The 21,504-nt window shown below is 57.9% G+C and carries 18 protein-coding genes and 1 tRNA gene; 4 read left to right on the top strand and 15 right to left on the bottom strand.

Annotation, left to right across the window (positions count from 1 at the left end; all coding sequences use genetic code 11):
• Nucleotides 1–734 precede the first annotated feature (734 nt).
• The 9 genes from rlmB to HMPREF2682_RS08455 form a co-directional block, all read right to left on the bottom strand.
• Entirely contained in the window at nucleotides 735–1,721 is a 987-nt protein-coding gene (rlmB, locus tag HMPREF2682_RS08415; protein WP_005509305.1) for a 23S rRNA (guanosine(2251)-2'-O)-methyltransferase RlmB, read from the bottom strand.
• Between the two features lie 95 nt (nucleotides 1,722–1,816).
• Entirely contained in the window at nucleotides 1,817–3,235 is a 1,419-nt protein-coding gene (gene cysS, locus HMPREF2682_RS08420) for a cysteine--tRNA ligase (RefSeq protein WP_049338202.1), read from the bottom strand.
• Between the two features lie 82 nt (nucleotides 3,236–3,317).
• Nucleotides 3,318–3,800, bottom strand: a complete 483-nt coding sequence (gene ispF / locus HMPREF2682_RS08425) for a 2-C-methyl-D-erythritol 2,4-cyclodiphosphate synthase (RefSeq protein ID WP_005509302.1) — start codon at nucleotides 3,798–3,800, stop codon at nucleotides 3,318–3,320.
• Nucleotides 3,801–3,873: 73 nt separating this feature from the next.
• Entirely contained in the window at nucleotides 3,874–4,617 is a 744-nt protein-coding gene (ispD, locus tag HMPREF2682_RS08430) for a 2-C-methyl-D-erythritol 4-phosphate cytidylyltransferase (protein WP_049346706.1), read from the bottom strand.
• A 15-nt stretch (nucleotides 4,618–4,632) separates the two neighbouring features.
• The gene (locus tag HMPREF2682_RS08435; protein ID WP_005507150.1) at nucleotides 4,633–5,316 is read right to left on the bottom strand and encodes a response regulator transcription factor; all 684 of its coding nucleotides are present in this window, start codon (nucleotides 5,314–5,316) and stop codon (nucleotides 4,633–4,635) included.
• 41 nt (nucleotides 5,317–5,357) lie between these two features.
• On the bottom strand, nucleotides 5,358–6,485 hold the full coding sequence (locus tag HMPREF2682_RS08440) for a sensor histidine kinase (RefSeq protein WP_070833235.1): 1,128 nt from the start codon (nucleotides 6,483–6,485) through the stop codon (nucleotides 5,358–5,360).
• A 194-nt stretch (nucleotides 6,486–6,679) separates the two neighbouring features.
• Nucleotides 6,680–7,417, bottom strand: coding sequence for a phosphoglyceromutase (locus HMPREF2682_RS08445; protein ID WP_049338203.1), 738 nt, complete (start codon nucleotides 7,415–7,417; stop codon nucleotides 6,680–6,682).
• A gap of 220 nt (nucleotides 7,418–7,637) precedes the next feature.
• Nucleotides 7,638–7,955 carry a DUF2516 family protein gene (locus HMPREF2682_RS08450; RefSeq protein ID WP_005507153.1) on the bottom strand — a complete coding sequence of 106 codons (318 nt, stop codon included), beginning with the start codon at nucleotides 7,953–7,955 and terminating at the stop codon, nucleotides 7,638–7,640.
• 48 nt (nucleotides 7,956–8,003) lie between these two features.
• Nucleotides 8,004–9,206 (bottom strand): trans-sulfuration enzyme family protein, encoded by a 1,203-nt coding sequence (locus HMPREF2682_RS08455; protein WP_070833239.1) that lies wholly within the window; start codon nucleotides 9,204–9,206, stop codon nucleotides 8,004–8,006.
• A 159-nt stretch (nucleotides 9,207–9,365) separates the two neighbouring features.
• Between HMPREF2682_RS08455 and tmk the strand changes: the two genes are divergently transcribed.
• Both tmk and HMPREF2682_RS08465 read left to right on the top strand, forming a co-directional pair.
• On the top strand, nucleotides 9,366–10,082 hold the full coding sequence (gene tmk, locus HMPREF2682_RS08460) for a dTMP kinase (RefSeq protein ID WP_083321786.1): 717 nt from the start codon (nucleotides 9,366–9,368) through the stop codon (nucleotides 10,080–10,082).
• Nucleotides 10,079–11,221: a DNA polymerase III subunit delta' gene (locus HMPREF2682_RS08465; RefSeq protein ID WP_070833242.1), complete on the top strand. Its 1,143-nt coding sequence runs from the start codon at nucleotides 10,079–10,081 to the stop codon at nucleotides 11,219–11,221. The genes tmk and HMPREF2682_RS08465 overlap by 4 nt, the downstream gene beginning before the upstream one ends.
• A gap of 147 nt (nucleotides 11,222–11,368) precedes the next feature.
• Here the strand turns inward: HMPREF2682_RS08465 and HMPREF2682_RS08470 are convergent, their stop codons facing one another.
• From HMPREF2682_RS08470 to manA, 3 genes are all read right to left on the bottom strand, one after another.
• Nucleotides 11,369–12,724, bottom strand: coding sequence for a PFL family protein (locus HMPREF2682_RS08470; RefSeq protein WP_070833245.1), 1,356 nt, complete (start codon nucleotides 12,722–12,724; stop codon nucleotides 11,369–11,371).
• A 9-nt stretch (nucleotides 12,725–12,733) separates the two neighbouring features.
• The gene (locus HMPREF2682_RS08475; RefSeq protein WP_005507158.1) at nucleotides 12,734–13,003 is read right to left on the bottom strand and encodes an ACT domain-containing protein; all 270 of its coding nucleotides are present in this window, start codon (nucleotides 13,001–13,003) and stop codon (nucleotides 12,734–12,736) included.
• A gap of 297 nt (nucleotides 13,004–13,300) precedes the next feature.
• Nucleotides 13,301–14,488 (bottom strand): mannose-6-phosphate isomerase, class I, encoded by a 1,188-nt coding sequence (manA, locus tag HMPREF2682_RS08480; protein ID WP_070833249.1) that lies wholly within the window; start codon nucleotides 14,486–14,488, stop codon nucleotides 13,301–13,303.
• A gap of 137 nt (nucleotides 14,489–14,625) precedes the next feature.
• Between manA and HMPREF2682_RS08485 the strand changes: the two genes are divergently transcribed.
• Nucleotides 14,626–16,032 (top strand): phosphomannomutase/phosphoglucomutase, encoded by a 1,407-nt coding sequence (locus tag HMPREF2682_RS08485; RefSeq protein WP_049354495.1) that lies wholly within the window; start codon nucleotides 14,626–14,628, stop codon nucleotides 16,030–16,032.
• A gap of 155 nt (nucleotides 16,033–16,187) precedes the next feature.
• On the opposite strand, the gene HMPREF2682_RS08490 is transcribed toward HMPREF2682_RS08485, so the two are convergent.
• The 3 genes from HMPREF2682_RS08490 to HMPREF2682_RS08500 form a co-directional block, all read right to left on the bottom strand.
• A complete protein-coding gene (locus tag HMPREF2682_RS08490) occupies nucleotides 16,188–17,369 on the bottom strand; it encodes an FAD-binding oxidoreductase (protein WP_070833252.1) in 1,182 nt (393 codons plus the stop codon).
• A gap of 645 nt (nucleotides 17,370–18,014) precedes the next feature.
• Nucleotides 18,015–18,485 carry an RrF2 family transcriptional regulator gene (locus HMPREF2682_RS08495; RefSeq protein WP_005507162.1) on the bottom strand — a complete coding sequence of 157 codons (471 nt, stop codon included), beginning with the start codon at nucleotides 18,483–18,485 and terminating at the stop codon, nucleotides 18,015–18,017.
• Nucleotides 18,486–18,844: 359 nt separating this feature from the next.
• The gene (locus HMPREF2682_RS08500) at nucleotides 18,845–20,695 is read right to left on the bottom strand and encodes a phosphoenolpyruvate carboxykinase (GTP) (protein ID WP_070833255.1); all 1,851 of its coding nucleotides are present in this window, start codon (nucleotides 20,693–20,695) and stop codon (nucleotides 18,845–18,847) included.
• Between the two features lie 499 nt (nucleotides 20,696–21,194).
• On the opposite strand from HMPREF2682_RS08500, the gene HMPREF2682_RS08505 reads away from it, so the two are divergent.
• Nucleotides 21,195–21,270: transfer RNA gene (locus HMPREF2682_RS08505), tRNA-Arg, on the top strand.
• The last annotated feature ends 234 nt before the right edge of the window (nucleotides 21,271–21,504 follow it).

The raw sequence follows: 21,504 nt of genomic DNA on the forward strand, positions 1-21,504 counted from the left end.
TTTGCCATGCAAATCCGTTTTCCGTGATTCGCACCACAATGTTTCTTTCCTAAACTCTTCCATCATCACCAACAGGCAATCTGAGAATCTTCTAAGCAAGAAACCAAAACACTATACAATTGAAAGTCATTCAACCGCTTCTGACTAGGAGAAACACCGAAGAAGTTCTTCGTTTTTTCCTCCTCGCCGCGGCGACTCATACAACTATACAGATGCCGAAATGGGTCTGCAACCCGAAATAGGGTGAAGTAGACCACAAATAAGGCCTTGAAAGGGTCTCAAACACCCTCACAAACACCAAAACACCTAGTCAGCACAGGATAAGCTCCTCAAAAGTTCTTTGAAAAAAGTTTAAAAACCTTCAAAAGACCCCGAAAAACCTGCAGAAGCGCCCTAAAGAGCCCATATAGAAGGGCAGAAGAGCCCCTCAGCATCAAGAAGATAGGAAGAGAAGACGGGAAGAAAAGATGGGAAGAGGGGCTCCGCCCCTCCCCCATCTCTGTATCACCGCATCTCTGTATTTCATACCGCCGTATTCCTGTACCGCTGCACTCCCCCGCTCTGCACCTCCCCCTCCCCCCCCCTCCTCTGCAGCCTCCCTATATATGAGCACCTACGGGAGAGCGTAGAAGAGCACAGAAAAGGAGGGTCCCCCTCACGAGGGCGCCCTCCTTATTCAAGCTATAGGGTTCAAGCTACAGAGCTACAGGCTGTAGCTCGCTAGCTTCAAAACTCTAGTTCGCGGAAGCGCGACGACGAGAAACATCGTACAGAGTAATGCCCACAGCCATCGCCGCGTTCAAAGACTCCATCGCAGAATCAATCGGAATCGACACAATCTGATCGCAGTTCTCAGTCACCAGGCGGGACAGACCCTTACCCTCAGAACCAACCACCACGCACAGCGGCTCATTCGCAAGCTCCAGAGCCGGCAGCTCAATATCGCCACCGCCATCCAGACCAATCACGAAAATACCCTGCTCCTTAGCCTGCTGAATCACGCGAGTCAGATTAGTCGCCATCGCAACAGGAATACGAGCAGCCGCACCAGCACTAGTCTTCCACGCACCAGCAGTCACAGCAGCCGAACGACGCTCAGGAATAATCACGCCATCACCGCTAAACGCGGACACGCTACGAATAATCGCACCCAAGTTACGCGGATCAGTAATACCATCCAAAGCAACAAACAGCGGCGGAGTCGACAGCTTACCCGAGTGCCAACGCTCCATAGTATCCAGTACCAGGTCAGTAGCATCCGGGTACTTGTACGGCGGAATCTGCATCGCAACACCCTGATGCACAGAACCATCAGTCAAACGATCCAGCTCGCTACGCGGAATCTCCAGCATCGGAATATTGCGCTTATTCGCAATAGTCATGATCTCGCGAACGCGGTCATCAACCTCAACACGGCTCATGATGTACAAATGCTTCGAGGGAATCTCAGTACGCAGAGCCTCAAGCACCGCATTACGACCAGTCACCAGCTCATCGCTAGCGCGCTTACCGCCCAGACGAGTCTGGAACTTACGGTTCGTACCGGTAGCAGCACGACGCTCAGCCGCACGCTTCATCTTATGTGCCTTGTGATAAACGCGGTCCTCAGCCTTCGGAGTAGGACCCTTACCCTCAAGCGCCTTACGACCGTGACCGCCAGTGCCCTTAGTAGCACCCTTCTTCTTGGTGGTAGCGCCCGGGCGCGAACCTGCCTTAGCCATTCTTCTCTTCCTTCGTCAAAGTAATGAATACGAGTCTACGCGAGAGAAACCCGCGCGACCTAAGCCTTACGCACAAACGCGGGGCACATCACCCTCTAGCCAACGCTCCAGCTCGAACCATTCGCGCCATCCTTCACCTGCACACCAGCAGACGCCAACAGATCACGCATCGCATCAGCCTTCGCCCAATCCTTCTGAGCACGAGCATCAGCACGCTCCGCCAACACAGCCTGAATCAGCGCATCCAGAGCCTCATGCTCAGCACCCGAAGTGCCCTCAGCATTAAAACTCATCAGCTGCGCCAGACCCAGAACCTCAGCCATAGCCATCACAGCATTCGCCGCCTCCGAAGCATCCTCACCGGCAGCAAGCGCCGCATTACCCGCACGAGTCTGCTCATGCAGAACCGCCAGAGCACGCGGAATGTTCACGTCATCATCCATAGCCTCAGCAAAAGCCTCCGGAACCTCACGACCCGGCTTCAGCACATCCTGAGTTGCAGCAAGGAACGTCTCAACACGCTCAATAGCGGTTGCCGCCTCCTGCAGAGACGACGGACGGTAATCAAGAATCGAACGGTAATGCGCACTACCCAGGTAATAACGAACCACCAGCGGACGAGCCATCTGCAGCATCTGCGCCGGCGAAATCGTATTACCGATAGACTTCGACATCTTCTCACCCTCATAGGTGACCATGCCGTTATGCATCCAGAAGTTCGCGAAATCATCACCGGCAGCAGTCGACTGCGCCAGCTCATTCTCATGGTGCGGGAAACGCAAATCCAAACCGCCACCGTGAATATCGAAACGCGAACCCAAATACTTACCAGCCATCGCCGAGCACTCCAGGTGCCAGCCCGGACGGCCGCGACCCCACGGAGACTCCCACGAAGCAGTCAGCGGCTCACCCTCCTTATAACCCTTCCACAGGGCAAAATCGCGAGGGTCACGCTTACCGCGCGGATCAGCATCCGCAGAATCCTGCATATCCTCAACGCTCTGATTCGTCAGCGCACCATACTTATCCCACGAACGCACATCAAAATACACGTCACCAGAATCATCCAGCGCAGGATACGCGTGGCCGCGATCAATCAGACGCTGAATCAGAGCAAACATCTCCGGAATATGACCGGTCGCACGCGGCTCATACGTCGGCGGATCAATACCCAACGCCGCATACGCCTGAGCAAAAACCTTCTCAAAACGGTACGCGAGCGCCCACCACTGCTCATTCGGGAACTCACCCTCAAAACCGGGCTCCATAGAATCAGCAGACTTCGCCAAAATCTTGTCATCAATATCAGTGACATTGCGGACCGTCGTCACCTTCAAACCGCGGTAACGCATCCAACGGCTCAACTGGTCAAAAACCAACGCCGAACGGATGTGGCCCAGATGCGGTTCACCCTGCACCGTAGCACCACAATAATAGATACGCGCCTCACCGGGCACGACGGGCTCAAACTCGCGAATAGTCGCGGAAGCTGAATCATAAAAACGCATAGTCACACTCTCATTCTACGGGGTCGGCTCAGACGCCGGGGCGGTAAATCAGCGATAGGTTACAGAATGGCTCGAAGCAGCCAAACACCTACGAACGCGGGTACACCAGCGCCGTCGCAATAGCAGCCACACCCTCGCCGCGGCCCGTCAAACCCAGACCGTCAGTAGTCGTCGCAATCACCGTCACCGGAGCACCCGCCGCCTCGCTCAGCACACGGTTCGCCTCATCACGGCGCGGAGAGAACTTCGGGCGGTTACCCACCAGCTGAACACTCACATTACCAATCTCAAAACCAGCAGCACGCACAATCGCCGCAGCCTCAGAAAGAATACGAACACCAGAAGCGCCCTTCATATCCGGGCGGTCCACACCAAAATTAGAGCCCAAATCCCCCGTGCCGGAGGCAGCAAAAAGAGCATCCGCGGCAGCATGAGCCACCACATCACCATCAGAATGGCCGCTCAAACCACGCTCACCCGGCCAATGCAGACCAGCAATATACAGAGGAGTGCCCTCCTCACCAAAAGCGTGGACATCAACACCGGTACCAACACGAGGAATAACAGTCATCACAGGACCCTTCAATCGATCAAACATCTTCTCAGCAGCAACACCTCGGCAAAAGAGGCATTAGGCGGCAGGGTTAGGCAACAGAAACACCAAACAGCGCGCGAGCAACCCGCAAATCCATCGGAGTCGTCACCTTAAACGCATCCGCATCACCGGCAACCGTCAACACCGGCTCACCCGCCGCCTCCATCGCCATCGCATCATCAGTCAACAGCTCAGCCTCCTCAGCAGGCAGGGAACGGCTACGCTCATGTGCCGCCAACAGGGCAGCCACCTCAAAACCCTGAGGAGTCTGCACCGCACGCATCTGCGCACGCGAAGGAGTACCCGTCACCAAACCAGCAGAATCCACAGTCTTCACCGTATCCACCACCGGCAACACAGGAATCACCGCACGCACAACACCCTGCGGGCTCGCAGAACCCAAACCCTCAAGCACGCGGTGATACACCTGCGGCGGAGTAAAAGCACGAGCGCAATCATGAATCAGCACATAATCCACCGGAACCTGCGCATCCTTCAAAGCATCCAACGCCGCAACCACCGAAGCAGTACGCGTATCACCACCGGCAGTAATCAACGCACCGGCACGGCGGGCATCCTCCAAAAGCTCCGGGCAACTCGCCGAACAATCAGCAGGAACAGTCACCACCACATGCTCAGCAACACCCGAAGCGAGCGCACCCTCCAACGCATAATCCAGCAAAGTACGACCATGCACACGCACAGCAGCCTTCGGGATCGGCTCACCCAAGCGAGTACCCGAACCAGCCGCCAAAACAATCACAGCAGTATTCGCCGCAGAAGCAGAACTCATCAGTCTCAAGCCCGCCTACGCCTCGAACTTATAGCCCAAGCCGCGAACCGTCACCACATACTGCGGGGCAGAAGAATCCGGCTCAATCTTCGAACGCAGACGCTTAATATGCACATCCAGGGTCTTCGTATCGCCAACATAGTCGGCACCCCACACGCGCTCAATCAGCTGGCCGCGAGTCATCACACGACCCACATTGCGCAGCAGAATCTCAAGGAGCTCAAACTCCTTCAGCGGCATAGAAATCTCTTCACCATTAACCGTCACCACGTGGCGGTCAATATCCATGCGCACCGGGCCACCCTGCAGTACCGACTCAGTAGCAGAATCAGTCTCCGCCGAACGACGACGCAACACCGCACGGATACGAGCAATCAACTCACGCGCAGAATACGGCTTCGTCACATAGTCATCAGCGCCCAGCTCCAGACCCAGAACCTTATCCAGCTCAGAATCCTTAGCGGTCAGCATGATAATCGGGACCGAAGACACCTCACGCAGCTTACGGCACACCTCCATACCGGACATGCCCGGAAGCATCACATCCAGCAGCACCAAATCCGCGCCCTCGCGGTCAAACACCGGCAGAGCATCCAGACCGTTATCCACAACAATCGTCTGGAAACCCTCACGACCCAGCAAAAACGCCAGGGGATCCGAGAGGGCCTCTTCGTCCTCAACAATCAGAATTTTAGACATCAATAACTTCCTTCGATTCCATAAAACCTATACCGCTAACACTACACTGCGACCGGAGCCTCATTCAGCGGCAACGCCAACGTAAACGTCGAGCCCTCCTGCGGCATCGACCGAACCGTCACGCTACCACCGTGCTGAGTCATCACATGCTTCACAATGCTCAAGCCCAAACCAGTACCGCCCGTCTGACGCGAACGAGCCGGATCAACCCGGTAAAAACGCTCAAAAATACGCTTCTGCTCATCCTCAGGGATACCCACGCCCTGATCAGAAACCTCAACCAGCAGCTGATCAGCCACACGATGCACCCAAATATCCACCTTCGTATGCTCCGGCGAATAGCGCACCGCATTCTCCACCACGTTCTGCACAGCAATACCGAGCAGCTCGGCGTCACCATACACCTCGGGAACCTCCTCGATGCGGGTAGAAATCTGGATGTCCTTCTCCTCCGCCACAATATGCGAACGATCCACCGCATCAGCCACCAAAGAAGGCACCGACACCGGACCACCGCGCGCAATCACATCGGTCGACTGCAGACGCGAAAGCTCAATAATGTCACGCACCAGCGCAGAGAGGCGGCGAGTCTCCTTATGCAGACGACCCACAAAATACTCAATCGCCTCAGGGTCATCACTCGCCTGCTCAATAGCCTCAGCCAACAGGCTCACCGCACCCACCGGAGTCTTCAACTCATGCGACACATTCGCCACAAAATCATTACGCATACGCTGAACACGAGAAATCTCAGTACGGTCATCAGCCAGCACCAGGATGTACTCATCACCCAGCGACGCAACACGCACATCCAGGACCAGCGCCTCACCCTCACCGCGGTCAATCTCAAAGCTACGCTCCACAAAAATACCGCGATGACGCACCGTGCGAATCATATCCGCCAGCTCATCAGACGCCACCGTATGGCCACGCACCAGACCCATCGCATAAGCACCCGGAGAAGCCTGAACCACGCCGCCCACCTCATCAATCACCAGGTAGGCGCGACCAATCACAGCAAGCACCTGAGCGGCACCATCACGCAGCGCCGGCGCCGACACCAAGCTACGCTCCTGCTCCCGCTCACTACGCGCCACCGCGTTCATGCTCAGGACGCCCACCAGCAGACCTATCATGCCCGCAATAAAGGCGATCAGACCGGCATCCATGTACTTCCCTTCTATTCGAGTACCCCACTCAGTATAAATGTGGCTGATACCCAGCGTTCAGGCGAGTGCGCCTCTTCTCAGACCGACTTCAGACCAACTCTCCGCGCAGAAACCTGGCAGAGAACGCAATGAGCCGCCCACCTTACCGGTGGACGGCTCATCACAAACACAGGGGTGAAACCCTGTCGAAGGTATTACTTACCCTGGTTTGCTACGGCAGCAATAGCGTCCTTAGCAGCCTCGGGGTCCAGGTACTCGCCAGCCTTGACGGGCTTGAAGTTCTCATCCAGCTCGTAGTACAGCGGAATACCGGTGGGGATGTTCAGGCCAGCAATGTCCTCATCGGAGATACCCTCGAGGTGCTTGACCAGCGAACGCAGGGAGTTACCGTGTGCAGCAACCAGAACGGTCTTGCCTGCTGCGAGGTCGGGCTTGATGTCCGACTCCCAGTAGGGAAGCATACGGCCCAGAACGTCCTTCAGGCACTCGGTGCGAGGAGCGTTCTCAACATCCGCGTAGCGGGGGTCGTGTGCCTGCGAGTAGGGGTCGTTGTCATCCAGCGGGGGCGGCGGAACGTCGTAGGAACGACGCCAGGTCATGAACTTCTCGTCGCCGTATTCCTCGCGGATCTCGGACTTGTTCTTACCCTGCAGAGCACCGTAGTGACGCTCGTTCAGGCGCCAGGTGCGCTTGACGGGAATCCACAGACGGTCTGCTGCATCCAATGCAAGGTTTGCGGTGTTGATTGCGCGACGCTGCAGGGAGGTGTGAACAACATCGGGGAGGATGTTGCGCTCTGCCAGCAGCTCGCCGCCGCGCTTAGCCTCAGCGCGGCCCTTATCGGTCAGGTTAACGTCCACCCAGCCGGTGAACAGGTTCTTCTCGTTCCACTCGGACTGGCCGTGGCGCAGGAGTACTAGTTTGTAAGTCATACCTCTATTTTTTCATTTACCCGCCGGTTTGTCATGCCTTAGAGCCTAGAAAATATGCATTCTCCCAAAAATTTATAAGGGTCTTTTCTACCAGAACGAAAGGCTCAAAAAACCCGCCAGAAAAGGGAAAAGCCCCGCACACCATCCGACCGGGACAAACCCATCAGACAGCGCACGAGGCTTCACCATCTATCGCACAAAGCGAGCGCAAAAGCTAACGCTAGAAACGGCGGCGTCCCACCGAAGGCCACACACCAGCCAGGAACACGCAGCTAATCACAGCAGCAACCAGCTGAAGAATCAGCACAGTATTACCGCCGCCAGTCACCGCAGCAAAAACGCTAAACAGCGACACCGCAGCAGAACCACCGGTCAAAGCCAGCCATGTGTTCTTCGGGCGCTTACCGGCAAAATCGTACGCGTTCGCCGGAGACATCCACGCACGCACAAAAGCCAGCACACCAACCGCAGCACCAGCGATAGCCAGCAGCGTATCAACAAAAGTGGTCACGTACCAGACCAGCAGAATAGGAGACATAGTATTCCTTAGAATCAGCAGCTTCTCTAGACAACCCTAGCAAAGCGCTTAGCGGACAACCTTAAAGGCCTCAACCAAGTCATTGTAAAGGTCATCCACGTTCTCAATACCCACCGACAGGCGCAGCAGAGACTCCGGAATCGAATCCGGCTCGTTACCGTGGCGACGACGACGCTCCACCAGAGACTCCACGCCGCCCAGAGAGGTCGCCGGGGTCCACAGCTTCAACGCCTCCACGACGTTACGGGCACCAGCCGCATCGGTATCCAGAGTGACGCACAAAATCGCACCGAAACCGTCCATCTGCTTCTTCGCAACCTCATGACCGCGGTCGCTCTCCAGACCCGGGTAACGTACCTCAGTCACGAAGGGGTGCTCGCTCAGACGCTCTGCGAGAACCTGCGCGTTCTCTACAGCACGCTCCACACGCAGTGCCAGAGTGCGCAGACCGCGCAAACCAAGCCACGCCTCCACCGGACCGGGGATTGCGCCGTTGGTGATGCGGTGGTGCAGCATCGCCTTGTACAGCTCCTCATTCGAGGTCAAGGTCATACCCAGCAGAACATCAGAGTGGCCCGCCAGGAACTTCGTTGCGGAGTGAACCACCACGTCAGCGCCCAAATCCAGAGGACGCTGCAGAATCGGGGTCGCGAAGGTGTTATCCACCGCGGTCACAATACCCAGACGGCGAGCGGCAGACAGCAGGGCAGGCAGGTCAGCAACCTCAAGCATCGGGTTCGTGGGGCTTTCCAACCACGCCAGGACCTTCGGTGCCGAGTAGTTCACGTTCTCCGGGGTGACGCCGGTGCGGGATGCGGCATCCTCCATAGCGGCGATAACGCTCTCGGTGTCTTCAATGTCCACGCGAACGAGCTCAATGATGCCGCGGCGCTCCAAATCCTTGCACAGGGTCACCGACGCCATGTATGCGTGCTTCGGAATCAGAACAATGGAGCCAACCGGCACCAGGTCGATGACAGCAGCGACAGCAGCCATACCGGAGGGGAACAGCAGACCCGGCTGGGAAGCGTTCTCCAGCTTCGCCACAACCTCTTCCATGCCCTCCCAGGTGGGGTTCGAGAAGCGGGCGTACACGCGGTCCTGCTCAATGTTCACGGCGTCCACGCCGCGGTAGGTGGAAGAAAGAACAATCGGGGGGTTCACCGGCGCGTCATGCTCGTGTGCCGGGCGGCCGCCAGAGACGACGAAGGTCTCTGCGGAGTAATTCATGTCGTGGTTATCTGCACTCATGTCTTTAAGCCTGGCACACCCGCGCCCAGAACGCACGCCCGCACAGGTGACAGCGCACAGGATTTACATGTTTTTTACCTTGATACGCGCTCAAGCCCACGCGGAGGTATCACCAAAACCGCACCGGTGCAGCTAAGAGACCCGGTACCCTTAAAGGTGATGGATACTCTCAGCTACACCCCCGATGCACAGAATCTTCCCGACGACCCGACCGGTCGCCGCGGGCTTTTTATCGTGGTCGAAGGAGGCGACGGCGCCGGCAAAACCACCCAGCTCGCCCTGCTGAATGAAGCACTCAGCGCCCGCGGATACCGTGTCATCACCACCCGCGAACCCGGCGGCACCGAGATCGGCGAGAAGCTGCGCGCCCTCGTCCTTGAAGCAGGTCAGGGCACCATTGACGACCGCACCGAGGCGCTAATCTTTGCGGCATCCCGCGCAGCGCACGCCTCCCAGCTGATTCGTCCGGCGCTCGCTGAGGGCGCCATCGTGCTCAGTGACCGCTATATTGATTCTTCCGCCGCGTACCAGGGTGTTGGCCGTGATCTGGGTATTGAAACCATCGTCGATTTGAGCCGCTGGGCTACCGCCGATCTGGTACCCGATGCAACCCTATTGCTGAGCGTGCCGCTGAGCGCCGAGCAGGAACGCATGGACCAGCGCGGCACCGTTGACCGTATTGAGGCTGAAGGCGCCGCGTTCAAGGCCCGCATTCACGGTGCCTTCGAGCAAATCGCCCGCGAGGACGCTAACGGTTCGCACCGCATCATTGATGGTGTGGGCACGATTGAGCAGGTGCACGCGCGCGTGCTCGAGGTGATTGAGCCTCTGCTTGCCGCTCGCGAGCTGGTCCGCACCGGTAAGGAGGACTCATGAGCCTCTGGGATACCCTGCTGATTCCCGCCGATAAGCTCCAGCAGCTGCGCACGGATGCCGCCGCTGACCGCCCCACACACGCTTGGCTTTTTACGGGCGCGACCGGTGCGCCTCACCGTGAGGCGGCAAAGGTTTTCGCCGCCGCCCTGCTGTGCGAGCAGCCCGACCCTCAGAACCGCGGATGCGGTCAGTGCAAGGGCTGTGTGACCGTCATGAACGGTTCGCACGCAGATTTTACGCACTTTAGTACCGAGGCGACGCACATCAGCATTGATGAGGCACGCGAGCTGGTCATGAATGCTCAGGACCGCCCGACCGTAGGTCGCTGGCGCGTGATTCTGGTGGAGGACACCGAGCGTATGCCGGAGCGTACCTCCAATGTGTTGTTGAAGGCGATTGAGGAGCCGCCGCCGCATACGATTTGGTTGTTGACGGCGCCCTCTCCCACCGATGTGCTGGTGACGATTCGTTCACGGTGCCGTCCGGTGCAGTTGCCGGTTCCTACCGATGCGCAGGTGCACGAGTATTTGCTGGCGCACGGTGTGGCGGATCCTTTGGCGCAGCGTGCGGCGCGTCTGGCTCTGGGTGATGCGCAGGAGGGGTACCGTTTGGCGACCGATGAGCGGGCGATGGCTCGTCGGGAGTTGATTACCTCCCTGATTCTGAATGTTCGTTCTATTTCTTCGGCTTTCAACGCAGCAGAGAAGCTCACCGACCTTGCCGACCAGGACGCACAGGCTGTCTCCGCTCTCAAGGATGAGCAGGAACGCCAGGAGCTTCTGGCACTGCTGGGTATTCGCGAGGGTGAGCGTGTTTCTCCGTCCTTGCGAGCGCAGGTTCGCCGTCTGGAGGAGCAACAGAAGCGCCGCGCTAAGCGCGTTTCCTCCGATACGCTGTTGCGTTCCGTGGCGCAGGTTCAGACGGTTCTGCGTGATGCATTGACGGTGGCTCTGTCGGCGCAGGCTCCGCTGGTCAACGAGCATTTGCGTGAGCCTCTGGAGGCGTTCTGCACCCGCCGTTCCGCCCAGCAGCTACTGGAGGATGTGCAGGCGGTCGAGCTGACTCTGCGTCGCCTGCGGACGAACGCGAATGCGCGTCTGGCGCTTGAGGCGTTGATGAGCCGCTTCGTGTATCAGTAGCTTCTTACTAGCGAATACAGCACAAGGGGAGGCACCGAAGAGATGATCTTCGGTGCCTCCCCTTTTTCTGTTGGTTCTCAGCGCTCCTAGAGCTTAGTTGCGGATTCGAGCTTGGTTGCGGATTCGAGCTTAGTTACGGAATCAAACTTAGTTGCGAAAACCGTGAACCGGCGACGGAATACGACCGCAGCGGGCGATAAACGCCTCCGCGCTGGGGGTGTGGGTGGGCATAACGGGTGCGCGACCGAGCAGGCCACCGAATTCGACCATGTCGCCTACGCCCAGACCAACCGCCGGGATGACGCGAACCGCGGTGGTCTTGTGGTTCATCACGCCGATTGCCGCCTCGTCTGCAATCATTGCGGCGAGGGTGGCGGCGGGGGTGTCGCCGGGAACCGCGACCATGTCCAGGCCGACGGAGCAGATGGCGGTCATCGCTTCGAGCTTGTCGAGGCTGATGTGCCCGGCGGCTGCGGATTCAATCATGCCGATGTCCTCAGAGATCGGGATGAAGGAACCGGAGAGGCCACCAACGTTCGAGCATGCCATGAGGCCACCCTTCTTCACCGCATCGTTGAGCAGCGCAAGTGCCGCAACGGTGCCGTGGGTACCGACGGTTTCCAGGCCCATCTCTTCGAGGATGTGCGCGACCGAGTCACCAATCTCTGCGGTGGGTGCCAGGGAGAGGTCGATAATGTTGAACTGCACGCCAAGGCGTTCAGCGGCGAGGGTACCGACCAGCTGGCCGACGCGGGTAATCTTGAAGGCTGCCTTCTTGATTTCTTCGGCGCAGGTGTCGAAGGATTCGCCGCGGACCTTCTGCAGGGCGCGGTGTACCACGCCGGGGCCAGAGACGCCCACGGAGATGGTGGTGTCTGCCTCCTGCACGCCGTGGAATGCGCCCGCCATGAAGGGGTTGTCGCTGACAGCGTTTGCGAAGACGACGAGCTTGGCGCAGCCGAAGCCGTGCGCGTCCGCGGTCAGGTCTGCGGTGGCGCGAATGGTTTCACCCATGAGCTTGACGGCGCTCATGTTAATGCCGGCGCGGGAAGATCCTATGTCTACGGAGGAGCAGACCACGTCGGTCTCTGCGAGCGCTCGTGGGATGGAGCGAATCAGCTTTTCGTCGGCGGGGGTCATGCCCTTGTCGACGAGGGCGCTGAAGCCACCGACGAAGTTCACGCCGACTGCCTTGGCGGCAGCGTCGAGGGTGCGGGCGAATTCTACGTAGTCCTCATCGTTGGAGGCGCCTGCCACCAGTGCGATGGGGGTGACGGCGATGCGCTTGTTGACAATCGGGATGCCGAGCTCAGCTTCGATACCTTCGCAAACGCTGACGAGGTTTGCCGCGCGGCTGGTGATCTTGTCGTAAATCTTGCGGCGGGCTACTTCGCCGTCGGAGTCGGCGCAGTCGAGCAGGGAGATGCCCATGGTGACGGTGCGAATGTCGAGCTTCTGCTCCTCGATCATTCGGATGGTTTCAAGAATATTGTCATTCATCATGGTGGCCGCTTAGATGGTGTGCATTGCCTTGAAGATGGATTCTGCCTGGATGCGAATCTGGACCTTCTGTTCGTGCTCAACACCAACCATGGCTTCCTGCAGGTCGATGAGGTTCTGCTGCTCTTCGTCGAAGGAGCAGTGCATGATCATGGTGAAGAATTCGCCCATGATGGTCTGGGAGACGTCGAGGACGTTGACCTTGCGCTCGGCGAGGGTTGCGGTCACGGCGGCGATGATGCCTTCGTGGTCGATGCCTGTGACGGTGAGGATAATCTTCACGGTGTTCTCCTAGTGGTTTGGGGCTGCGTACCCAATGAAGAGGTGCATAAAGGCTCAGGTATACGCATATTTATAAGACCAATTATAGGTTACCCAGAACACACTGTGCAGGGTAGACACAAAAATACTCCCTGCATCCCATATTCGGGCATAAAAAATCCACGCCTCCCCAGCCTGAATAGATACAGGGAAGAACGTGGATTCTTTATTATGTGCCAGTCTTGAAGTATCTTTCGATACTTCTTATAACTGGCTAGTTATAACTGTCTAGAAGTTTTAGTTATCGAGGATTATTTCCTAAACATAAGAAGCGATGTACAGCTCGCCATTACCGCTCAGGGTTGCCGCCGAGGGCTCACCCACGTGCAGTACCGACTCGGTGGCTCCCAGAACGAACTCTTCGGTGCCGTTGCCGTCTGCTGCGTGAATGGTGATTTCGCCGGATACGCTCAGTGCGGCGCTAATACCCTCGAAGGTGTATTCCTGCGGCTTGCCCTCTTCAACTCGGATACGGGTCACGCTCATGCGCTCATCCCACATGGCGTAGGTGCCCACGGGCGCGTTCTCGGGGGTGGGGCGCTGGATTACGGGTGCATCCTGGCTTTCGCCGAGAACCTTGATGAGCTCCTCGGTGTCGATGTGCTTTGCGGTCAGACCCGCGCGCATCACGTTATCAGAGGGGTTCATCAGCTCAATGGCGGTGCCGGAGACGTAGGCGTGCACCTGACCGTCGGGGGTGAATGCGGATTCGCCGGGTGCCAGGTGTACCAGGTTCATGACGAAGGCGACGAGCAGGCCGCGGTCGCCGGGGTACTTGCCGGCAACAATCTGCACGAGCTCAGCTGCATCGGCGATAAGCGCGTTCTCGGAGCCGGTCAGCTCTGCTGCCGCCTCGACGAGCTGCTCAACAGCGGCTGCGGCAGCGTCTTCGGGCATGCGAATAATCTCGGTCAGCAGTTGCTTGGGGGTAAGCTCCACACGCTCTGCCAGCCAGTCAGCCTTGAACGCCTTCGCCAGTTCTGACAGCTGCTCGGAGGTGCGCACACCGGTGAGCACGCGCATCTGGGTCAGCGCGATGACGGTTTCGGGCTTGGAGTAGCGGTCCTTGTAGTTGCGGTGCGGCGCGTCAATCGCGATGCCGCGTGCCTGCTCATCCTCGAAGCCGGCGATAGCCTGCTCGGGGGTGGGGTGCACCTGAATGGACAGGGGTGCATCAATCGCAAGGATCTTAAAGAGGAAGGGGAACCAGTCGGAGGTACGGTCCGGGCGCAGGAAGCGGGAAGGGTTCTCCACAATCAGTTCGTTGAGCGGGGATTCGGTACCGTCCACGGTAGCGCGCGAGGGCGCAGCGGGATGCGCGCCAACCCACACCTCAGCCTCGGGCTGTTCGGTGGGGACGGGCACGCCGCGCATGCGTCCGAGAATTTCGCGGGAACCCCACGCATAATTCTGAATCTGGTTTTTTAGGGAAAAAATCTCACCCATGGGGGAAAATACCTCTCGACGTGAGTTGTTTGAAGTAAGTGAAGTGATAAAAAACCCATACGTTCAGCGGAATTTATAAGGTTTTACCTGCCCATTATAGAGGCTAGTTGCACTTCTTTACCGCTAAAATAAAAGGCGTGACTACTATTAATCTACATGACTCATTCAAAGCGTACGACGTGCGTGGCATCGTCGGCGAGACCATTACCGCAGAGACTGTTCGCGCTACTGGTGCGGCTTTCGTAGACGTTCTGGGCCTGGAGGGCCAGACCATTCTGGTCGGTGGCGACATGCGCCCCTCCTCCCCCGAATTCATGGATGCATTCGCCCAGGGTGCAACCGCTCGCGGTGCAAATGTTGAGAAGATCGGTCTGATCTCCACTGACGTTCTGTACTTCGCATGTGGCGTCGAGAACGCTGCCGGTGTTACCTTCACCGCTAGCCACAACCCCGCAGAGTACAACGGCATGAAGATGGCTAAGGCTGGCGCTGTTCCTCTGTCTTCCGAGTCCGGTCTGTTCGATATCCGCGACCTGGCTCAGAAGTACCTGGATGCGGGCGAGATTCCTTCTGTGGAGAAGGTCGGCACCGTTTCTGAGAAGGACATCCTCAAGCCTTACGCAGAATACCTGCGCAAGCTGGTTGATCTGTCTTCCATCCGCCCCCTGAAGGTTGTTGTTGACGCTGGTAACGGCATGGGTGGTATGACCACTCCCGCTGTTCTGGGCGACACCATCCTGCCGGGCCTGCCCCTGGAAATCGTTCCCCTGTACTTCGAGCTGGACGGTACCTTCCCGAACCACCCGGCTAACCCGCTGGAGCCGGCTAACCTGGTTGACCTGCAGAAGGCTGTTGTTGAGCACGGTGCTGACATTGGTCTGGCATTCGACGGCGACGCTGACCGCTGCTTCGTCATCGACGAGAAGGGTGAGCCCGTCACTCCTTCGGCTGTGACCGCTCTGGTTGCTGAGCGCGAGATTGCTCGTGCAAAGGCTGAGGGTAACGAAGAGCCCGTCATCATCTACAACCTGATCACCTCGAAGGCTGTTCCCGAGCTGGTTGAGAAGCTGGGCGGCCGTGCAGTGAAGACCCGCGTGGGCCACTCCTTCATCAAGGCTGTTATGGCTGAGGAGAACGGCGTTTTCGGTGGCGAGCACTCCGCTCACTACTACTTCAAGGACTTCTTCAACGCAGACACCGGCATGCTCGCTGCAATGCACGTGCTGGCAGCTCTGGGTGGCGGCGAGGAGCCCCTCTCCGAGATTAGCGCGAAGTACTCCCCGTACGTTGCTTCCGGTGAGATCAACTCCGAGATTGAGGACAAGGCTGCCGCTGTGGACCGCGTGCGTGCATACTACGCTGACGCTCCCGTGGTTGTTGAGGACTCCGACGGCACCACCTTCACCAACACTGAAGAGGGCTGGTGGGTCAACCTGCGTCCTTCAAACACTGAGCCTTTCCTGCGCCTGAACCTTGAGGCACCGGATGTTGCGACCATGGAGCGCGTCCGCGACGAGGTTCTGGCTCTGGTTCGCCAGGGCTAAGCACTAGCTAGCTACTAAAAATCCCGCCCCGCAGATTCGTCTGCGGGGCGGGATTTTTATTTTGAATTCTAAAAACCCGGCTAGGTTCTTCTGCCTAAGAGGAAGAACCTAGCCGGGTTTATGGAACCTAGCGGACGAGCCGGCTTACGGGGTTTTTACGCCTCGCGTGCCTGGTCGTGGAGCATCCACTGGTCGGGGCCGAAGATCTCGTAGTTGATGTTCTTGCCGGGAACGCCTGCCTCCACCAGTGCGGAGCGTACGCCCTGCATGAAGGGCAGCGGGCCACAGAGGTAAACGTTAGCGTTGGAGGGAACGTCCAGCTTGGAGACGTCGACGCGGCCGGTGTAGTCGCCGCCCTCACCCTCGATGAAGGAGACGAGGCGACCGTTGGGCAGCTTGCCGACGAGCTCAACGAGCTCTTCGCGCAGAGGCCAGGTGTCCAGGCGGCGGTCTGCGTGGACCACGGTCACGGGGCGCTCGGAGCCCTTCTCAACCAGCTCGGAGAGGAAGCTGAGCATGGGGGTGGTGCCGATACCTGCGGAGAAGAGGTACAGGGGCGCCTCGGGGTCGCCGAAGCCTTCCAGGGTCAGGTCGCCGTAGGGGTTGGAGATCTCGACGACGTCGCCGACCTTCAGCTCGTGCAGGATGGAGGTCATCTCACCGTTGGGGTCGAGCTTCACGCCGATGCGGCGCTGGTTCTTTTCGCTGGGCAGCAGGGTGTACTGGCGTGCCTGGCGCAGGCCGTCGCGTGCGGGAACGACGATGGAGATGTACTGGCCGCCCTTGGACTCGGTCATGGGGGTCTCGTCGGCGGGCTCGAAGGTCAGCACGACGACGTTCTCGCCGGTTTCCTTGCGGTCGACGACCTTGAAGGGTGCGAACATGACGTCGTTTGCCTGGGATGCGTACAGGCCCTTCTCCAGCTTGATGAGGGCGTTGCCCATGAGCCAGTAGACCTCGGTCCATGCCTCAACGATTTCGGGGGTAGCCAGGTCGCCCAGGTTAGCGGCGATTGCCTCGAAGAGGTACTTGTAGACGGTGGGGTACTCTTCTTCCTTCAGGCCCAGGGATGCGTGCTTGTGTGCCACGCGGGAGAGGACCTCGTCGGGGTAGGAGTTCGGGTGCTCGACAATGTAGGAGGCGAATACGGCGATGGAGCCTGCCAGCGCCTTGGGCTGGGTACCTTCGAGCTGGGAGGAACGGGAGAACATGCCGTCCATCAGGTCGGGGCGAGCGGCGAACATTCGACGGTAGAAGTCGGGGGTGATGTCGTTAATGCGCTCAGCAATGATGGGCAGCGTTGCCTCAATGATGGGGCGGGACTTCTCGGAGAGCATGTCTTGCCTTCTTCCTGTGTGGTCACCTCGGTCGTTGTGATGATGCCCTTGATATGTGTGATGCTGGGGCGTTCACTCGGACAGCTCAGTTGGTGACGGAGTGTTTATAAAGCACCCTTACCGTAGCATTTTGCGGGGTGTTTGCGCTGAGTGCAGGTCACTCCCTGAGAGGTGTTGAGGGGTCTAGGCGAGACTTATGGTTCAGCTTGACTCAAAGAGAGAGCCCCGCGTCACACTATATATTTTCAGCGCTGTTTTTGAGTTCGCCGGGTGACTAGCCCCGAAGTCTGCATAAAAATTCTGGAATGAAAATATATTTACTATGGAAAGTATGCAGTGTGGTGCAAAAATGAATATGGTCACATTTTCTGCATTTGAAAAGCAAATTTGCAATATTCTGCATTTACTGCACAAATTTAGGACTCACGCAGGTTCCAGCAGTCACGCAAGCAGCGACAAAATACTCCCCACTCCCCTCGAAAACCCTGCAAGAAACCCCTACAAGAAAGCCGAGAGACCCCCGCGTGAACCGCCCAGCAGCCCCCGCATCAACCGCAGAAACACCCTAAACTTCGTGTTAAAAACTCTATGGAGCCTCCCACCGGAAAGCTCCACAGGTACCACGTATTCCTTTAGCGTGCAGGTTTAGCGCGCAGGCAGCGCATTCTCCGGAGGCGCGAAGCCTAGCTCCACAAATACCGGGCCAACGGGACGTGCACCGGCAGTCAACTCGCTAATCACAACCGAGTCCACCGAAGCATAGAACGCCTCACGAGCCTTCGCCAGCACGTTGCGCAGGCGGCAGAACTTATCGAGGGGGCAGTGGCCGTTCTCATCCTCACACTCAATCATGGGGATATCGCCCTCAGTAGCGCGAAGAACAGTGCCGACGGTCGCAGAACGACCAGCGTCGGAAAGCATGACGCCACCGGCGCGACCGCGAGTCGAATCCAGGTAACCCATGTTCACAAGGAAAGCCACAGCCTTCGCCACGTGGTTGTAGGGGGTATCCACTCCCTCAGAGATCTTCTGAGTGGAAAGCTTCTGACCGGGCTCCAGAGCAGACAGGAGCATCAGAACGCGGAGCGAGACATCCGAGAATGCTGTCAAACGCATGGATACTCCTTCTCATCTCTCGTGCCGCTACATATCAGTACATGCAGCAGCGGATATGCGCAGCTCGTGAAAGCTGTGAACATTCAAAAAATCTTACATTGGAATTGTATAGGGGCGGCAAGAGAGGCAAGAAATTATGAATAGCCACTTCTGTGCCAAACCACCCCGGCGGGGATTGTAAAGTATTTCTCAAGAACAAGTGGACTGCATAGCCTTACACTCACACCTTTGCGAGAAAATTTATCACTCCCCCAACTGACGGGGATTCAAATTTCCCCCAAACAGAAGGAAGGAGCGGAATCTCATCGAGAGATTCCGCCCCTTCAAGGCGCTAAACCTTAGGTATTAGCTGGAGTGTCTTAGTCCTCCAGAGCCTTCGCCAGAGCGTCGCGCTGCTCGCGGACCTCGGCGGGCAGCTTGTCGCCGAACTTAGCCAGCCACTCGTCGATGCCGGGCAGTTCAGCAGCCCACTCGTCCTTCGAGACAGCCAGAGCAGCCTTCAGCTCGTCCTCGGAGATTTCCAGACCGGTCAGGTCCAGGTCTTCCTTGGTGGGAACGGTGCCCAGGAAGGTCTCTTCGCCGCCAGCCTTGCCATCCAGGCGATCGAAGATCCACTTCACAACGCGAGAGTTTTCACCGAAGCCGGGCCATGCGAAGCCGCCGTCGGGGGTGCGGCGGAACCAGTTGACGTAGTAGACCTTCGGCATGTTCTCAGCGCCGTGCTTCTTGCCCAGGTCAATCCAGTGCTTGAAGTAGTCACCGGCGTTGTAACCGATGAAGGGCAGCATTGCCATCGGGTCGCGGCGAATCACGCCGACAGCACCCTTAGCAGCCGCGGTGGTTTCGGAGGACAGGGTGACAGCGCGGAACACGCCCTGCTCCCAGCTCTCAGACTCGGAAACCAGCGGGATGGTGGTCTTGCGGCGACCGCCCAGAACGATAGCGCTCAGCGGCACACCCTCGGGGTCGTAGTACTCGGGAGCGAGCATGTCGACCTGGGATGCGGGGGTGCAGAAGCGGGAGTTCGGGTGAGCTGCCGGGCGGCCGGACTCGGGGGTCCAGTCCTTGCCAGTCCAGTCAATCAGGTGTGCGGGAGCCTCGTCGGTCTTGCCCTCCCACCAAACGGAGCCGTCGTCGGTCAGTGCAACGTTGGTGAAGATGGTGTTGCCCTTGGCAATCGCCTTCATAGCGTTCGGGTTGGTGGAGTAACCGGTGCCCGGTGCCACGCCGAACAGGCCAGCCTCGGGGTTGACCACGCGTGCCTGGTGGTTCTCGTCGAACTCGATCCATGCGATGTCGTCGCCGACCATCTCAGCCTTCCAGCCGTCAATGGTGGGTTCCATCATTGCGAAGTTGGTCTTGCCACATGCGGAAGGGAACGCTGCGGAGATGTAGCGAACCTTGCCCTCGGGGTTGGTGACCTTCAGGATGAGCATGTGCTCTGCCATCCAGCCCTCATCGCGACCGATAACGGATGCGATACGCAGTGCGTAGCACTTCTTACCGAGCAGTGCGTTACCGCCGTAGCCGGAGCCGAAGGACCAGATTTCGCGGGTCTCGGGGAACTGGACGATGTACTTCTCGGGGTTGCAAGGCCAGGGAACATCTTCCTGACCGGGCTCCAGGGGTGCACCAACAGAGTGCAGAGCCTTGACGAAGAAGCCGTTGGTCTCGTTCAGCTTGGCAAGAACGTCCTTACCAATGGTTGCCATGATGCGCATGGAGCAGACAACGTATGCGGAGTCGCTGAGCTCAACAGCAATCTTGGGGTTCTTAGCCTTCAGGGAGCCCATGACGAAAGGAATGACGTACAGGGTACGACCGCGCATGGAGCCCTCGAACAGACCGGTCAGGGTCTGCTTCATTTCGACGGGGTCGCGCCAGTTGTTGGTCGGGCCTGCGCCTTCTTCAGTCTCGGAGCAGATGAAGGTGCGCTCCTCGACACGTGCAACGTCGTCGGGATCGGAGAAAGCTGCGTAAGAGTTCGGGAATTCGTGATCGCTGAGGCGAACGAAGGTACCGGCGTCAACCAGTTCCTGTGCCAGGCGGTCATATTCTTCCTGGGAGCCATCGACCCAGTAGATGTGTGCGGGCTGGGTCAGTGCCGCAACCTCGCGAACCCAATCCAGGAGGCCCTGGTGGGTGGTAGGTGCGCTCTGCAGCTCCTTTTCGAGTTCGGCAGAGAGAGTACGAGTTGAGGTGTCAGCCATTGACATTTTCCCCTTCAATCGGTGGCCCGGATACTACATTGATCCGGTTAGGTCTGCGGTAACAAAGAAGCAGTTAAACACTACAAGCGTGCAAACAAATGTGAATATGCACGCTTGGACAGTCTCCACTTCCTCGTGATGCTTACAGAATAACGCATTAATGGTCTGCAGAGCTTTCTATGACACCATTTCTTAAGTTCTGCGCATCACATTCTTAGAGTACGAGAAGATTTCTGTAAAGAATTTTTAGGTCGTATGGCGGGACCCTTCGGGGATTTTAGGGGCCTACAGCACCGGTTTTAGGGTGCCGAGAAAATATTTTGAAAAAATTTTACGCCACCAAAAACCCCGGAATCATGCGGTAAAACAGGGCATTATCGAGTCTTTCGGAGGGGATTTTGGGTCAATTTCGAGTTTTTCGGCTTGCGCACCCTTGGAGACATCCGTATAGTAGTACCTGTTGCCGCGACGGGTTGAAGAAATCCGAAGCGAGGAACATGCGCCTGTAGCTCAACGGATAGAGCATCTGACTACGGATCAGAAGGTTGGGGGTTCGAATCCCTTCGGGCGCACCACCGATCCCCGGTTCTTTGGAACCGGGGATTTTTTGTATGCCCAGAAGATAGACCCCGGAAGACACACCCCTGGAAGACATCTTTGGGAAACAAGCGCGCTGAAAACGCTCTGACACAAGCCCCGGGCAGAGCTCAAGCCACTGCACAGTACAACATGTTGCAGTACGACACGCCGCAGGCTCTAGCTAGGTGTAGCAAGGACGCTTCACCAGCTGACGCTGCCCCATCCGTGCC

This window comes from Rothia sp. HMSC061D12, assembly GCF_001836735.1.
GTDB lineage: Bacteria > Actinomycetota > Actinomycetes > Actinomycetales > Micrococcaceae > Rothia.

Coding starts and splice junctions, on each gene's coding strand:
- rlmB (WP_005509305.1), bottom strand. CDS start 1,721: ATGGCTAAGGCAGGTTCGCGCCCGGGCGCTACCACCAAGAAGAAGGGT.
- ispF (WP_005509302.1), bottom strand. CDS start 3,800: ATGACTGTTATTCCTCGTGTTGGTACCGGTGTTGATGTCCACGCTTTT.
- ispD (WP_049346706.1), bottom strand. CDS start 4,617: ATGAGTTCTGCTTCTGCGGCGAATACTGCTGTGATTGTTTTGGCGGCT.
- HMPREF2682_RS08435 (WP_005507150.1), bottom strand. CDS start 5,316: ATGTCTAAAATTCTGATTGTTGAGGACGAAGAGGCCCTCTCGGATCCC.
- HMPREF2682_RS08440 (WP_070833235.1), bottom strand. CDS start 6,485: ATGGATGCCGGTCTGATCGCCTTTATTGCGGGCATGATAGGTCTGCTG.
- HMPREF2682_RS08445 (WP_049338203.1), bottom strand. CDS start 7,417: ATGACTTACAAACTAGTACTCCTGCGCCACGGCCAGTCCGAGTGGAAC.
- HMPREF2682_RS08450 (WP_005507153.1), bottom strand. CDS start 7,955: ATGTCTCCTATTCTGCTGGTCTGGTACGTGACCACTTTTGTTGATACG.
- HMPREF2682_RS08455 (WP_070833239.1), bottom strand. CDS start 9,206: ATGAGTGCAGATAACCACGACATGAATTACTCCGCAGAGACCTTCGTC.
- tmk (WP_083321786.1), top strand. CDS start 9,366: ATGGATACTCTCAGCTACACCCCCGATGCACAGAATCTTCCCGACGAC.
- HMPREF2682_RS08465 (WP_070833242.1), top strand. CDS start 10,079: ATGAGCCTCTGGGATACCCTGCTGATTCCCGCCGATAAGCTCCAGCAG.
- HMPREF2682_RS08470 (WP_070833245.1), bottom strand. CDS start 12,724: ATGATGAATGACAATATTCTTGAAACCATCCGAATGATCGAGGAGCAG.
- manA (WP_070833249.1), bottom strand. CDS start 14,488: ATGGGTGAGATTTTTTCCCTAAAAAACCAGATTCAGAATTATGCGTGG.
- HMPREF2682_RS08490 (WP_070833252.1), bottom strand. CDS start 17,369: ATGCTCTCCGAGAAGTCCCGCCCCATCATTGAGGCAACGCTGCCCATC.
- HMPREF2682_RS08495 (WP_005507162.1), bottom strand. CDS start 18,485: ATGCGTTTGACAGCATTCTCGGATGTCTCGCTCCGCGTTCTGATGCTC.
- HMPREF2682_RS08500 (WP_070833255.1), bottom strand. CDS start 20,695: ATGGCTGACACCTCAACTCGTACTCTCTCTGCCGAACTCGAAAAGGAG.